The organism is Planctomyces sp. SH-PL14 (assembly GCF_001610835.1).
In the GTDB taxonomy this organism is placed as follows: domain Bacteria; phylum Planctomycetota; class Planctomycetia; order Planctomycetales; family Planctomycetaceae; genus Planctomyces_A.
On the sequence record NZ_CP011270.1, the window covers coordinates 2,288,399 to 2,302,847 of the forward strand.

9 protein-coding genes are annotated in these 14,449 nt (G+C 66.7%); 7 read left to right on the top strand and 2 right to left on the bottom strand.

Annotated elements, in window-relative coordinates; genetic code table 11:
- Nucleotides 1–117 precede the first annotated feature (117 nt).
- Nucleotides 118–2,643: an alpha/beta hydrolase-fold protein gene (locus tag VT03_RS08940; RefSeq protein ID WP_075092662.1), complete on the bottom strand. Its 2,526-nt coding sequence runs from the start codon at nucleotides 2,641–2,643 to the stop codon at nucleotides 118–120.
- Nucleotides 2,644–2,826: 183 nt separating this feature from the next.
- Here VT03_RS08940 and VT03_RS08945 point away from each other — a divergent pair, with 183 nt between their 5' ends.
- The 5 genes from VT03_RS08945 to VT03_RS08965 all read left to right on the top strand — a co-directional run bounded on the left by VT03_RS08945 (nucleotide 2,827) and on the right by VT03_RS08965 (nucleotide 8,944).
- Nucleotides 2,827–3,423: a ClpP family protease gene (locus tag VT03_RS08945; protein WP_075092663.1), complete on the top strand. Its 597-nt coding sequence runs from the start codon at nucleotides 2,827–2,829 to the stop codon at nucleotides 3,421–3,423.
- A gap of 709 nt (nucleotides 3,424–4,132) precedes the next feature.
- Nucleotides 4,133–5,083 carry a DUF1559 domain-containing protein gene (locus tag VT03_RS08950; RefSeq protein WP_075092664.1) on the top strand — a complete coding sequence of 317 codons (951 nt, stop codon included), beginning with the start codon at nucleotides 4,133–4,135 and terminating at the stop codon, nucleotides 5,081–5,083.
- Nucleotides 5,084–5,197: 114 nt separating this feature from the next.
- Complete coding sequence (locus VT03_RS08955) at nucleotides 5,198–5,644, top strand: carboxypeptidase-like regulatory domain-containing protein (RefSeq protein WP_075092665.1); 447 nt, start codon at nucleotides 5,198–5,200, stop codon at nucleotides 5,642–5,644.
- Between the two features lie 194 nt (nucleotides 5,645–5,838).
- The gene (locus VT03_RS08960) at nucleotides 5,839–6,759 is read left to right on the top strand and encodes a hypothetical protein (RefSeq protein ID WP_156514366.1); all 921 of its coding nucleotides are present in this window, start codon (nucleotides 5,839–5,841) and stop codon (nucleotides 6,757–6,759) included.
- Between the two features lie 298 nt (nucleotides 6,760–7,057).
- Entirely contained in the window at nucleotides 7,058–8,944 is a 1,887-nt protein-coding gene (locus VT03_RS08965; protein ID WP_075092667.1) for a DEAD/DEAH box helicase, read from the top strand.
- A 39-nt stretch (nucleotides 8,945–8,983) separates the two neighbouring features.
- Here VT03_RS08965 and VT03_RS08970 read toward each other — a convergent pair whose 3' ends face one another.
- Entirely contained in the window at nucleotides 8,984–10,996 is a 2,013-nt protein-coding gene (locus tag VT03_RS08970) for a biotin/lipoyl-binding protein (protein WP_075092668.1), read from the bottom strand.
- Between the two features lie 177 nt (nucleotides 10,997–11,173).
- On the opposite strand from VT03_RS08970, the gene VT03_RS08975 reads away from it, so the two are divergent.
- Both VT03_RS08975 and VT03_RS08980 read left to right on the top strand, forming a co-directional pair.
- Nucleotides 11,174–12,046 carry an efflux RND transporter periplasmic adaptor subunit gene (locus VT03_RS08975; RefSeq protein WP_156514368.1) on the top strand — a complete coding sequence of 291 codons (873 nt, stop codon included), beginning with the start codon at nucleotides 11,174–11,176 and terminating at the stop codon, nucleotides 12,044–12,046.
- A gap of 12 nt (nucleotides 12,047–12,058) precedes the next feature.
- The gene (locus VT03_RS08980; RefSeq protein ID WP_075092670.1) at nucleotides 12,059–14,284 is read left to right on the top strand and encodes a hypothetical protein; all 2,226 of its coding nucleotides are present in this window, start codon (nucleotides 12,059–12,061) and stop codon (nucleotides 14,282–14,284) included.
- The last annotated feature ends 165 nt before the right edge of the window (nucleotides 14,285–14,449 follow it).

Here is a 14,449-nt window from a genome sequence, read left to right on the forward strand (position 1 = left end):
AAAGCGGTCGTCCGTTGTGTCCCACGGTTCCTCATGGAAGCGCCTCCGGCGGCAAGGGGGTGCTGTGTTGTTTCTTTGGCCTTTGACCCCTGGCTGCCGTGGCACGTTGGGTTTGAGCTAAGGACGTCCGTCCGGCAAGGACGTTGTTTCACGCGGTCCCGTCTCGTCGACGCGGATCTCGGAACCCGGCAGCACCTGGCCATGAAGTCCGTTCCGCATCCGCCATTCGATCGGCGTGCCGCCAGGGTACTCATGGGCGCGGCGGGGAGGGAGGTCGTGCCAGTCCGACCAGTAGGACTCCGGCGTCCGGACCCGGTAGACGAACGGCCGGCGTCCCTCGTTCACGATCCGGAGGGGCGGCGGAACCATTCCGAGCTCCAGACGCGTCGGGCGGGATCCGAGCGACTGCAGCCGCAGCCGGGACCCGCCCATCTCGATGTCCTTCACCGGCTCCGCCTGGGAGCGGGAAGTCGTCCAGGCAATCCAGGCCGTACGGAACGATTCCACGACCGGCCGCACATCGCTCTCCGGCGATTCCGGGGTGACGCGGGGCTCGGTCGACCAGGCCGTCTGCAGGACACGCTTCGCGGGACTCGGGCGCTCGAGGCGGACCGTCAGATCGTGCTCGACGCGGAACCGGACCTGACGCTCGACGAGACGCGTTCCGTCGATGCGGCACGGGGTCAGCGCGGCGACGGGGGCGACGAGCGTGGCGCTGATCGAGTCCGCATCGCCGGGGTTCTTGGCCCTGTCCGGCCCACCGGTGAGCTCCAGCCGCATCGGGGCCAGGATTTCGAGCTCGACATCGAGCTGCGTCTCGCCCCGCTCGGGGGAAAGCCCGGGCCAGAGCGCCGGGGTGGCGAGAGAGTGAAAGGCCGCCTCCGGCAGGTCGAGGACGTTGATCCGGGCCATCCCCTGCTCGACCTGCATCGTCGAACCCGCCTCGACCAGCCACGGCGAGGCGAGGATCGACAAGCCGGCGTCGGCGGGGAGCGTCGCGAGCGTGATGTCGCTGCCGGCCAGCGTTCGCGGAGCATGGGGCGAAGGGAGGGAGCTGCCGATCAGTCCCGTTCCGACGACCGAGAGACCGGTGCCGTCGATCCAGAGCTGCTGCGGCTGAATCCGCAACCGGGGGGACTGCACCGGGAGAGGCCACAGGAGCGACGAGAGGCTCGACGGGACGTCGAGCGCGAGCCGCTCTTCGAGCTGCGCGAGCATCCGCGGGACGACCGCCTTGATCTCGGCTTCGATCGCTTCTTTCTGAAGATAGACGCCGCCGACGATGCCGGTCGTCAACTCGTACTCGCCGAGGCCGGTCCCGCGGCGGACGATCCGCTCCGGGCGGGTGACGTACCAGTTGTCATCCTGGACGCGGAACGAGGTGCCGTCGTGGTGCAGCCGCAGCTTTCCGTTCTCGATCACGGGTCGGACACGGATCGTCATCGGCACCGCCCGCTGATGTCCGAGGACGACCTGGATCGGTCCCGCCTGGGCGTCGAGGGTCCGGCTGTGGATCGCCACGTCCGCGACCCGGAGCGTGAGCCGTTCCAATCCCAGCGACAGTTCGAGGCAGGCGTCCCGGCAGGCCCGCAGGTCGGCGCTCGTCAGGGCGCCGGCGAAGGTCAGGCCGCGGAACTCCGCGCGGTAGGCGTCCCCTTTGACGTCGAACGTCTTGATGATCGGCTCGAGCTCCCCTTTCAGGGAATCGGCGGGCATCAGGCCCGGCAGGCCGTGACCGATGGCCCCCAGGGCGTCGTTCCCGAGCCGCAGGCCGACCGCCTGGGGGACGATGAACGCGGTCTCGAACGGTTCATCCGTCCGCTGGACGCGCGACGGGGACGCCGGCGGCCAGTCGACCGATTCAGGAACGGGGGCATCGGCGGAGAGCATCCAGGCTCGAACCTGCGGCTGACGGTAGACCATCTCCCAGGAGTCGTGTCCGACCGGCAGCTCGGTGAAGCCCGGACTTCCTCCGGCCCGGCGAAGGGCCTCGATGCTGGCCTTCGTTTCCTCGGGGAGGACGATCTCGTCCTGCGCTCCATGAAAGGCCCAGAGCCGGGCGCCCTTGAGCGCGGCGAGTCGGTCCTGGTCATCGCCTCCGCCGCCGGCGATCGGCAGGATGGCGGACCAATGGTCGGGATGCGCCGTCGCGAGGGACCAGACGCCGAAGCCTCCCATCGACCAGCCGGTCAGGATCCGTCGCGCGGGGTCGGTGTGGTAGGTCTTCTCGACCTCCGACAGGATCGCCAGGGCACGCTCGCCCGCGGGGCGGTCGGGGGACCAGGCTTTGTGGATCCGGCCGCCGAGAGGAACCTGAGGAAAGACGACGATCGCGGGAAACGGCGGTTGCTTGCTCGCGAGCTCGTCCCGGATCACTTCGCCGAGGCCGACCCGGGTGGGGCGGACGCCGTCCGTTCCCCGCTCTCCAGCGCCGTGGAGGAAGAGAACGACGGGCCAGCGGTCGCGGGAGGTGTAGTTCGGGGGGACGTAGACCGAGTAGGCGTGGTCTCCCTGATCGTCGTGGAATGTCTTCGTCTGAAAGCCGATTCCCGCTGGCTCCGCGGCGCGGACCGTCGGGGACAGGAACAGCGCTGTCGTGACCGCCGCGGCGGTGACGAAAAAGCGGACGGCGGCGGGCAACATGGACGTGTCCTCTCAACCTGGGCCCTCCAGTCTGGCACATCCCAGGACGGGAGTCACGAAAACGGAGGCGGCGGCCACGGTCGCAGCGGTCAATTTTGATCCCGCGGCCCGATCCTTTCACACGGCTGGGACTTCCGCTAAGACCCGGCTCAACGTCGAAACCGATTCCTTCCCCGCGCCGCCATGTCCCGATCCAAGATCCACGCCGGTCCCCGCGTCCCCCGTTCGCGTCCCGCCGAACCGAAGGAGCGGGAAGAGGACTGGGAGATCGTCCTCAACGGCGAGCTCGACGAAAAATCGCAGGACCTCGCGCAGCGGCTGATGGAGCTTCCCCGGCGGTCGCGGGGGACGATCTTCTTCGACTCCTGCGGCGGGAGCGCCTTCGTCGGGCTGGCTCTGGCGTCGCTGATCCGGCTCCGCGGCCTCAAGGCGGACGGCGTCGTGGCGGGGGAGTGTTCGTCGGCGGCCCTGCTGCCGTTTGCGGCGTGCGAGCGGCGGTTTGTGACGCCGCACTCGACGCTCCTGTTCCACCCGCTCCGGTGGCAGAGCGAGGAGAGCGTCCGGCTGGAAGAGGCGGCCGAGTGGGCCCGGCACTTTCAGATCCTGGAGAACGACATGGACGCGCTGCTGGTCCGGTTCCTGGGCTGTCCGGCGGAGACGATCACCCGCTGGACCCGCCCCGGCCGGTTCGTCAGCGGTCAGGAACTTGTTGAGGCGGGGATCGCCCGAACCGTGACGCTGTTCGACGGCGACCTGTGGGCCCAGATCGGCAAGTCGTGAGCCAGAGACGGAGCGGCGCGGGAAACGGCGTCTAGCGCTTTCCGGGGGGGAGCTCCGCCGGTCCGATGGTGTCGCGTTTCATCAGCTTCGTTTTTTTGAAACACAGAGGCGCAGAGAGCGCGGAGCGAAAAGAGGCAGAGGCGAGACGGGAGCCTGCCGGGATCGCCGCCCGGCCTCTCCCACTCTCTCCCGGAACCTGTTGCGAACGTCGGCTCTCCTGCCGTCCCTCTCCGTGTCCTCTGTGCCTCTGTGTTTCCAGTCACTTCTTCATCCCGAACTCGACAGTGCGCAGAGATGGCCCCGGCGTCAGGTTCGTTCTGCTGCTCAATCGCTCTCGTCGGCTTGGACCAGGGGGATCGCGCCTCTGTTCCGGCGGGGCGTCGAGGCCGGTCACGTCGCTGTTCAACTGGACCGGTGAAGAGAAGATGAACGACTGTGCTGCGAAATCCGGCCGGGTCCCGAGGGCGTTGTTGGCTGCAGGCGGCATAGCGTTTGCCAAGTCTTGAAAACATGCCAAACCGCGCCGGTTTTGGCTCTAAGTTGCATGTCCATTGAGCATGGGCTGCGCGATGGAGTCGCAAGGGGTAGCCGGGCGGTGGCAACCACATCTTGGTTTTCTTGCGAGGCGTCGGGCGCTCCGAGGCTGTCGCGGCAGAAGGCGGTGTCGTTCCGTTCTGGCAACGACGGCCGCAGCGTTCCGGGGGAATGAATGTCTAAACGTCGCGGGTTCACGCTCATTGAGCTGCTGGTCGTCATCGCCATCATCGCCGTGCTTGTGGCGATCCTGCTTCCTGCCGTCCAGCAGGCCCGCGAGGCGGCCCGAGCCAGCCAGTGCCGGAACAACCTGAAGCAGCTCGGCATCGCGCTCCACAGCTACCATGAAACGATGGGCGTTCTCCCCCCCGGGCACATCGGCCGCTGCACCACCCCGCAGCTGAACACGTCGGGGCTGACGATGCTCCTCCCCTACCTGGATCAGGGGACGCTCTACAACAAGATGAACTTCAGCACGGCGATGACGACGTACAACAGTACGGCCCAGCCGACTCCCGCTCACGTGGATCCGGTCACCTCCGGCAATGCTCCCCTCGAGAAGACGATCATCCGGACGTTTCTCTGTCCGTCGGATGCGGGAAATCCGATCCTGACCGAGACGACGGCGCACTACGGGATCTCGGCCACCAACACCGGCACGGGCGGGGCCAAGACGAGCTATGACTTTGTCACGGCCGGCTCCGGGTTCATCTCGACCTGCGAGAACTGGCTGACGACGACGCTGACGATCCGCCGGATGTTCGGTGACAACACCGCGGTTCGCCTCACCGACGTCAAGGACGGAACGAGCAACACCGCCGCGATCTCCGAGACCTGCCTCGATGTCTACAACGGCCGGCCGCCGGCGTGGGCTTACCGCGGCTGGGTCATGGTCGGGATCGATCTGGCGACGTACCCGATCAACCTCTGGTACTACGCTCCGACCAACATTCAGAACCCCCCCGGCAAGCTCGCCAGCTGGGCCTATCCGGGAAGCACCCACGTCGGGGGACTCCATCTCCTGATGGGGGACGGGGCGGTCCGGTTCGTGACCGAAAACATCGACACCAGCACGAAGCAGCGCCTGGCCTACATTGCCGACGGCCTGCTGCTCGGGGATTTCTAAGGTCGGACGGAGAGTCTGCGGCCGTCCGAGCGTCCCTCCAGCGGCGGCCGCCTCTCTCGACTTTCCCTTTCGTTCGTGTCGCGACGATCTCTGTCTCTTTCTCGCTCTCCACTCATGAAACGAACTGCTGCGCTGTTTCTCGTTGTCGGACTGTTCGGATGCGGCGGGGCTCCCCCGGCCAAGCCTCTGCCGACGACCGTTCCCGTGTCGGGCAAGGTGACCCTGAACGGTCAGCCCCTGGCCGATGCCATGGTGACCTTCCGTCCCGACGGTGAGACCAAGGGGGTCGACAGCCTGGGGATGACCAACACGGCCGGGGAGTTCAGCCTCGACCAGATCCGTGGCGGCCAGGGGGCGTCGCCGGGAACCTATCGCGTCACGGTCAACCGCTTCGTCGCGGCCGACGGGAAGCCCGTTGTGCTCGATGCCGCGACGCCGCCCGCCGATGCGGGGGCCGTGGAGTCGCTGCCGGCCAAGTACAGCAGTGCCGGCGAAACGACCCTGAAGGCGACAGTGGCTCAGACCGGGAATGACGGTCTCAAGTTCGAATTGAAGAAGTAGCGGTTGCTTCCGAGGCCGGGGACAAGTCTGCACGGGGCGAATCGCGTTGGCCGACGAACGCTGTCCCGGTCTGAGCAAGTCTTGTGATAAGCGTCGTGTGCGGATCCCGCCACGACGCTTTTTTGTTGTCTGTTAAGGATCGCCTCGCCGCCGCCAGCGTCCAACCCTCGCAAGAGACTCCTCCCGAATCCACCTTGACGGCATTCGTAGACAGATACGTCGTCAAGCGGCGTGAGTCCAGAATCACCCCCACGGCTGCCGACAACATCCGACGGCATCTGGAGTACATGCAGAGAAAGCTCGGCCCAGGCCTTGATGCTTCGGCAGTCGGGGGCAAGCATGTCGACGATCTCCATCAGGCGTTGCTGCAGGACTGCGAAGGAAAACGCTTCACGAAGACATATGCGGCGGACATCTTCAAGACTGCGAAGATGTTCATTCGCTGGCTCCACGAAACTGACGTTCTTACCCAGCTCCCGAAGAACTTGACGTCCCGGGCTCTGCGGATCACTCGGGTACCGCCCGTCATCAAGACCTACCCTGTGGAACAGATCCGAGAACTGTTTGCAGCCGCTCCCGAGGACCTCAAGCTCTACATCCTCCTGGCTCTGAATTGCGGAATGACGCAGGTCGACATCAGCACGCTGAAGCCTGAGAGCGTCGATTGGGAGGCCGGAACGCTGACTCGCAAGCGAGGAAAGACCATCCACTTTGAGCGGGTTCCCACGGTCACCTACAAGCTGTGGGGCATCACGCTCAGGCTCCTGAAGAAGCTACGATCTGACGATCCGAACCATCTGCTGCTTTCCTCGAATGGGAAGACTCTTCGAGGCGAGGAACTCAGGAATGGCAAGCTTGTTCGACGGGATCCGATCCGCGTGGCATTCCAGCGACTTCGGAAGTCACTAGGGCGGTCGGGCGATTTCAAGAGCCTGAAGAAGACGAGCGCCTCACTTCTGCGAGACAATGTTGAGTTCAATGGCATCGAGGCGGTCTTCCTCGACCACGCGCCAAAGTCGATGTCGGATCGACACTACGCCACGGTTCCAACGGCCCTGCTGGCGAAGGGGCTCAAATGGTTGGAAACGGTTTACGATCTGACCTCGCTTCCTTGAGAGCTGCCATCGCAGTTCGCAATTGCTGGGAGAGGATGAAGCGGACGAAACGTCAACAAGTTGGTACGTGTTCGGCGGTCCACGTGAGTGATCCGAATTCCTGAGCGGGAGTTGGGAGCATTCGCCCCGAGTGGGTTTCTTACCAAACTCTTTTATGCTCTATGAACAGTCTGTTTGCCAACGGTCGGTGATGGGGTTAGAGAATAAATCGTCGATCGTTCCACTGGTTGTTTCCTGACATGCGCACTTGGATGTTTGGGAGTCTGCCGGAAGTGAGCTGGTCGCGGAACACAGGCCAATGTTCAATCGCATTCGCACATCGTGCTGGGAATGGACCGCGGAACGGATCCTCCGAAAGGCAAAACAACTCGAGCAATGCTCGAGCGACCGGCTCGAACGGGATCGTGCGGAACTGGGGGGCGCCGTCCGGCGCCGGCAACCGGTCTCTTCGATCATCGGCGAGGTCTTCGCGCTTGGCATCGAGACGACGCGGCGCGTGCTGGGCAAGAGGCACTATCCCGTCCAGGTCATGGGGGCGATCGCCCTGGCACGGGGGTTCGTGGCCGAGATGCAGACCGGTGAAGGGAAGACGTTGACCGCCGTCCTGCCGACATTGCTGCACGCCCTGGCCGGCAAAGGCTGCCATGTCCTGACCGCCAACGAATACCTCGCCCGCCGCGACGCCGCCGAGATGGCCCGGATCTTTGCGGAACTGGGGCTCACGACCGGCTGCGTCCTCGACGACATGGACGATGACGCCCGCCGGACCGCCTACGCCTGCGACATCACCTATGGAACCGCCGCCCAGATCGGCTTCGATTTCCTCCGGGACCGCCTGAAACGGGGCCCCCATCCCGACGAAGCCGCCCCCAAGGGGGCGGCCGGAGGGTGGCGCGAGTCGAGAGTTCAGCGCGGACTTCACATGGCCCTAATCGACGAAATCGACAGCGTCCTGATCGACGAGGCGAAGACGCCGCTGATCATCGGCATCGAAGACCGGGACCGGCCGGAGATCGAGAGCCTGTACCGGTGGGCCGATCACTGCGCCCGGACCTTCGACCCGGCGGAGGATTTCCAGGTCGATCCCCGCACGAGACAGGTCGACCTGACGGACCTGGGCAGCCGCAAGGTGACGCTCCTCTCCAAACCGCTTGCCCTGGACCAGATCGATTCGGAGACGATCTGCCTGCACGTCGAACGGGCATTGACCGCGCATCGCGTTTTCCACCGGGATCGGGACTACGTCGTACGGGAAGAGGAGATCGCGATCGTCGACGAGGGGACGGGCCGGATCATGGAGGGGCGGAAGTGGCAGGACGGACTCCATCAGGCGATCGAGGTCAAGGAACGGGCCCCCTTGTCCGCCCAGACAGGCTGTGCGGCGCGGATCACCGTCCAGTCGCTGTTTCGACGCTACGAGCATCTGGCCGGGATGACCGGGACCGCCGGTCCCGCGCGGCGGGAGTTCCGGAGTGTCTATCGGCTCCCCGTCGTGCGGATCCCGACGCACCGCCGCTGCCTGCGGTTCGGACTTCCCCCCCGCGTCTTCCCGACGCTCCGGGCGAAATGGGAGGCGGTCGCGGAATCGACCCTCCAGGGGATCGCGACGGGACGGGCCGTTCTGATCGGGACTCCTTCCGTCGAGGCGTCGCAGGGGCTGAGCCGCATCCTCGCGGAGGCGGGCGTCGAGCATGAGGTCCTCAATGCGATCCGGCACGCCGAGGAAGCCCCCATCGTCGCGAGGGCGGGCGAAGCGGGACGGGTCACGGTGGCGACCAATATGGCGGGACGCGGGACCGACATCCTCCTCGCCGAATCGGTCCGCCGCGCCGGCGGGCTGCATGTCATCGCCACGGAGCTCCACAGCTCGGCCCGGATCGACCGCCAGCTGGTCGGCCGCGCGGGCCGACAGGGGGATCCGGGGAGTTTTCAGTTCTTTCTATCACTGGAGGACGAGCTGCTCCGCACCCTCCCTCCGTCGCGGCTCGCCCGCCTGCGGAAGGGGGGGCAGGCGTCGGGCTCGTCCGAGCTGGCTCCCGAGTGGGCCCGCCTCTTCGAGACAGCCCAGCGCCGCATCGAGATCGGGCAGTCGCGCCAGCGTCGACAACTGCTGACCACCGAGAGACAGCGGGCCCAGCGCTACCACTACCTCAGACTGGACCCGTTCCTGGAGCTTACGGAATAAGTCCCGTGATGGGGTGTCGCGGGGGGGGCGGGCCGCCGCTCACCACCATAGCTTCCGCTGCACGAACTCCAGCAGGTCGCCGAACAGCACGTAACCGAGGCTCCGCGGACCGCAGTGCAGCCGGGCGGTCACCTCGGCCCCGATCCTCCGACCCGGCAGGTCGTTGGGAACGATCTCCACGAAGACTTCGACGACGCTCCCCTTCTCCTGGGATTCGTTGGACCGGCTCCCGATGGCGGAGAGCGCCCCTCGCTTCACCTGCGTGACCGCCGTCGCCGCCACGAACTCGACTTCGACCGGGGGCACCGGGGCGGCCGGGGCGGTCCCCGGCCCGCGGTGGGCCTCCAAGAGGTGCCCCATCCGGTACTCCGGGACGTCGAGCTCCAGCCGCCACGGTCCGTCAACGTCCATAATCTGCAGCAGGAGGTCGCCCCGCTTGACCGGACGGTCCAGCAGGTTCTGTCGCGTCTGGAAGGTCGCCACGCATCCATTGGCGGGCGATCGAACGACGAGGCCCTCTTTTCGGCTGAGGACCTTCGCGCGGCGTAGCCGGGTCCCTTCCAGTTCAATCTCCACCTTGCGGAGTTCGCCCGCCAGACGCAGGGCCTCCTCTTCGTTGCCGCGCGCTCCGGCCCGCTCCCGTTGCTGCCCCAGGGACTCGATCTGCTTCTGTTTCTCGCGAACGACGTTCTCCGCCTCGAGAAGCTCGGTCTCCAGGTCGTCGCTCCGCAACACCGCCAGCACGGTCCCCCGCTCCACGGTCTGGCCGTTCTCGGCCGAGACATCCACCACGATCCCGTCCCACGGAGCGAAGATCTCGTGCTGGACCGCCGGCATCGCCTGGCCGCGGGCTTCGACCCGGTACTCCCAGGGGACGAAGGCGAGCGCCCCCCCGACGAGGGCCAAGAGGGCACAGACCGCTCCGGCCAGGGCCAGCCGTCGTCCGCGGCCCCACCGGCAGGCGCGGCCGACCGCTTTCCATAGCGGTAGAAGGAAGATCGTCTCGTGGTCGCGGGCATTGCTCAGAGCGGCCGCGACCTGTTCCGCCACGAGCACGCCCCGGGCACGGACGAGGTCCGTCGGGGCGCTCTCCGAGAACTGCTCCAGGACCAGGCAACCGATCACCTCGCCCGCCGGGGGGCGGCGGCGATCGACGAGGTCCTGTTCGATCCGTTCGTGCGGGACGTTCTTCCGCAGCGGGAGGATCGTCACCATCCGGGACCGGCTCTCCTCAAGGAACCCTGCCAGCGGGTCCGCCAGAAACGAGGGGAACCCGTCGAGCGTCCCCTCGTAGAGGACCGGCTCTCCGTATCTGGACGCCTCGCGAGCCAGGGTTGCCAGCCGCCGGACGAGGTTCGCCCGATTCTGCAGGGACTCCTGTCCGCTCACCGCCGCCACGCGGCAGGACGATCCCGTGCGAAGGGCGACGCTGATCCGGTCGCACTCCAGCAGGACGCGGCCGTCGTTGGCGGCGACCTGGGCCACGGCGGAGACCGAGAGGCTCTGCTGCAGCGAGAGCACGAACGCGCTGAACGGTTCCCAGAACGGATCGGCGGCCGCAGCCGGCGCCGGAACGGGAGCCGCGTCGAGGCGGCTCAGGAGCGCGCCGATTTCGCTGCAGACAAGAGTCTGCCATTCCGGGTCATGCGGGGCGGCCGCCGGGAAGGCGAGTTCGAGGACGACCGTTCGCCCCGCTGCCCAATCGACACGTCGCCGGACAATCCGGACATCCGTTCCGGCCGGCGTGCTCCATTCGGCCGTGCTGACCGTTCCCGACTGGAAGGCGGCCCGGACGGCGTCCATGTGCCCCCCCTCCAACAGCAGGCGGCCTCCCGCGGCGACGAGACGGCTAACGCCGCCGCTGGCGACGAGTTGGAACCGGCCCGGAGCCTCCTGCTGCCACAGGAAGGCGGCCGCCAGGTGCTCGCCGTCCGATGCCGCGTCGAAGAAGCGGGCAATCCGCGCCGGGCCGTTCCCCGGAGCGTCTCTCAGCTCCTCAGCCCGCTGTCGCGCCCAGGAAAGCCATACGGCCTGCGGCGACTCCGCCCTCATCGGTGAATTCCTTGTTGCGATCTGTCTCCAGAGGGGCATAGCATCCAGTGGCTTTGCGACCGATTGCAAGGTCGTCTTCCGATCCAGAACTCATCCAGTTAAGGGCCGTTCGTGACACCCTTGCGCTCGGGGTCCGCCGGCTGTCGGCATGCGACAGCCATCCTGCTCCTGTTGCTCGTGGCACGGCCCGCGGTCGCCGCGGAGGAACCGCGCCGCGCTGCCGCGGAGGTCGAGTCCGTTCCCGCCCGGCTCCTCTTCGTCGACCGGCACTCACTGGCGTTCGAACGGGCCGGCGTCCTGGCCGAGGTCGCGGCCGAAGGAAGCTGCGTCCGACGGGGCGAGGTGGTCGCCCGGTTGAAGGCCGAGGTCGCGGCGGCCGCGCTGGCGGTGGCCCGGGCCCGCGTCGCGAATGAGGCAGAAGTCGTCGCGGCCCGATTGCAGTTCCAGGCGGCGGAGGCGGAGTTCGAGGCCGCTCAGGCCGCCAACTCCCGCGCGCCGGCGCTGACCAGCCTGTCCCTCCCGCCGGTGTCCCTCAACGTCTTCGAGTCGACCGCGCTGAATCGGCTGCGGCTGGCCCGGGAAACCGCGGCGGCCGAGATCGAAAGGGCCCGGAAGGAACAGACCGTCCAGGAGCGCTCCCGCGACCAGGCGGCGGCGGAGTTGGAGTCGTTTCGGCTGCTCTCTCCCCTGGACGGACTGGTGACGCGAGGCTTCAAGCGGCAGGGGGAAGGAGCCCAGGGAGGAGAGACGGTTCTGGAAGTCCTCTCGACCCGGAGGATCCGCGTGGAGGCGGACATCCAGGTGGCCCAGACCGCGCGGCTCGCGGTTGGAGAGGAGATCGACGTGCTCGTCACCCGCATCCCCGGGGACGAGGCGGGTCAGGAGACGCGCCGCGCGAGACTCGGCTTCGTCGATCCGACCGTCGAGCGGGTCTCGCAGACCGTGCGGGTCTGGGCCGACATCGACAATGGGGACAACCGCCTTCGGGAAGGGCTCCCAGCGAAACTCCTGCTTCCGGGCCGCGGACCGGCGGCCGGGACCGCGCGCTGAGGAGAGACGAGGATGCTTCAGGGATCGCTCGAACAGGGGGGGGCGGCGCTCGACCGTCCCGTCCCCTTCCGGAGACGGGTCGACCTCGACGTCGCTTGGATGGACTTTCGCGGGCGGCGATACGCCGTCCTCAAGGACCCGTTGTCTCTCCGCTACCACCGGCTCTCCCTGGACCAGCACGGCGTCCTGGCGCGGCTCGACGGAGAGCGGAGTCTCCGCCAGATCCGGGCCGATCTCCAGAGGGAATTCCCATCAGAATACTTCGCGCTCCCGGACGTCCAGGGGGTAATCCTCGGGCTCCACGAAAAGGGGCTGCTCACGGCGCTGCGGATGGGACAAGGTCCGACACTCGCCCACCGGGAACGGGAGCAGCAGAGACGGACGCTCTTCGCCGCCCTGAGGAACCCGCTGTCGATCCAGCTTCCAGGCTGGGATCCCGACCGGTTCCTGACGCGGCTCGAGCCGCTGGTCGGGTGGCTGTTTCGGCCGCTGACGCTTGCACTGGCCGGAGGAGTGATCGCCGGCGCGCTCGTCTTCGTGGCGGCTCACTTTCGGGACGTGCAGAACCGGCTGCCGGAGTTCCAGCGGTTCTTCGGCTGGCCCAATCTCCTGTTCCTGTGGCTGACGCTGGCGACGATCAAGGTGGTCCATGAGCTGGGACACGGGTTCGCCTGCAAGCATTTCGGGCGGGAGTGCCATTCGATCGGCGTGATGCTCCTCGTCTTCAGCCCGACGATGTACTGCGACGTGACCGACGCCTGGATGCTGCGGAGCAAGTGGGAGAGGATCCTGGTCAGCGCCGCCGGGATGTACTTCGAGGCCCTTCTCTCGACGGTGGCGCTCGTGGTGTGGTGGAACACCGAACCGGGGCTGCTGCACTTCCTCTGTCTCAACACGTTCTTCGTCTCCGCCGTCTCGACGGTGATCTTCAACGCCAACCCACTGCTTCGGTACGACGGCTACTACATCCTGTCCGACCTCCTCGAGATCCCGAACCTGCGGCAGACCGCCGACCGGCTCATGCAGCGGACCATCGCCCGGACTGGGCTCGGGATCGAGCTCCCGCCGCAACGGGACCTGCCCGAGTCGGGGAGGCCCTGGTTCCTGCTTTACGTCGTCGCGAGCGCAGTCTACCGCTGGATCGTCTTCGCCGGCATCCTCACCTTCTTCTACACCGTCCTGAAGCCTTACCGGCTGCAGAGCCTGGGGATCGTGATGGCCGTCGCGACCGTCGGGCTGGCGCTCGGCGGAACCGTCATGAACTTCGTCAAAATGTTGAAAGAGCCTCGTCGCGATCCGCCGTCGGCGCGCCGCATCCTCATCGCCTCCGGGGTCCTGGCGGCGAGCCTCGCGGGAGTCCTCTTGCTGCCGGTGCCCTGGTCCATCGAGGCTCCATTTTACATCGAGCCCGTCAGGGCCGTTCACCTCTACAACACAGTGTCAGGAGAGATCGTCAAGAGGGAAGTCGGGGAGGGAGATTCTGTCGCGGCCGGGGATGTCGTGATCGTCCTCGACAGCCCCGAGTTCGAGGCGCGGTTCGACGCGGTGCGAACGGATTTCGAGGCGTCCCTGGCGGAGGCGGAGGCGTGGGAGGCCGCGGGACGACCTGATGCCGTGGCCCTGGCTCGACAACGCGTGCGCTCGACCCAGGAGACGCTCAACCAATTGAAGGAAGAGTCTCATCGTCTTGTCGTGCGGAGCCCGATCGCAGGGAGAGTCTGCGCCCCGCCCCGCGTCGCCGCGCCGACCTTGGAGGTCGAACGTGAGCGTCTCTCTGGATGGTCAGGCACACCGCTCGACCGGAGGAATCTCGGAGCTTTCCTGCAGGAGCAAACCCACATAGCGACGATCGCCCCTGTGGAGCAATGGCAGGCGGTCCTCGTCATGGACCAGACGGAACGGGAAGAACTTTTGGTCGATCGTCCCGTTCGGTTGAAGCTCGAGGAACTCCCCCAGCGGGTCCTGGATGGGCGGATTGCAGAAATCTCCCACCGGCATCTGGAGCTTGCCCCGCGGGGCCTCTCCAATCGCTACGGCGGACCGCTGGTGACCGTGACGGACCCGCAAGGACGGGAAAAGCTCACGAGCGTGACTTACCAGGCGATCGTCCCGCTGGACATCGAGTCAAACTTAGCCCGTAGTGGCATGCGCGGAACGGCCCGCATCCATCTGACCGACCGATCGCTTGGGGAGTGGCTCTGGAGATCTTTTTGGACCACATTCCAGTTTCGACTGTAGCGGTTGCGCCGGCGCTTCCGGCGGCTTTGGACCGGGACCGCAGGGGACGACGATACGAGCGGTCGACGGAACAGGGAGTCTCCGTCAGGGTCTTTCAATTCTCTTCTCCCACATCAACGTGACGGATCCGCACGATGGGCCAGCGGGAGGGCAGAGCGGGGCGAC

What these genes read in the sequence shown, in the direction of transcription:
- VT03_RS08940 (WP_075092662.1), bottom strand. Translation starts at nt 2,643, where the DNA reads ATGTTGCCCGCCGCCGTCCGCTTTTTCGTCACCGCCGCGGCGGTCACG.
- VT03_RS08945 (WP_075092663.1), top strand. Translation starts at nt 2,827, where the DNA reads ATGTCCCGATCCAAGATCCACGCCGGTCCCCGCGTCCCCCGTTCGCGT.
- VT03_RS08950 (WP_075092664.1), top strand. Translation starts at nt 4,133, where the DNA reads ATGTCTAAACGTCGCGGGTTCACGCTCATTGAGCTGCTGGTCGTCATC.
- VT03_RS08955 (WP_075092665.1), top strand. Translation starts at nt 5,198, where the DNA reads ATGAAACGAACTGCTGCGCTGTTTCTCGTTGTCGGACTGTTCGGATGC.
- VT03_RS08965 (WP_075092667.1), top strand. Translation starts at nt 7,058, where the DNA reads ATGTTCAATCGCATTCGCACATCGTGCTGGGAATGGACCGCGGAACGG.
- VT03_RS08970 (WP_075092668.1), bottom strand. Translation starts at nt 10,996, where the DNA reads ATGAGGGCGGAGTCGCCGCAGGCCGTATGGCTTTCCTGGGCGCGACAG.
- VT03_RS08980 (WP_075092670.1), top strand. Translation starts at nt 12,059, where the DNA reads ATGCTTCAGGGATCGCTCGAACAGGGGGGGGCGGCGCTCGACCGTCCC.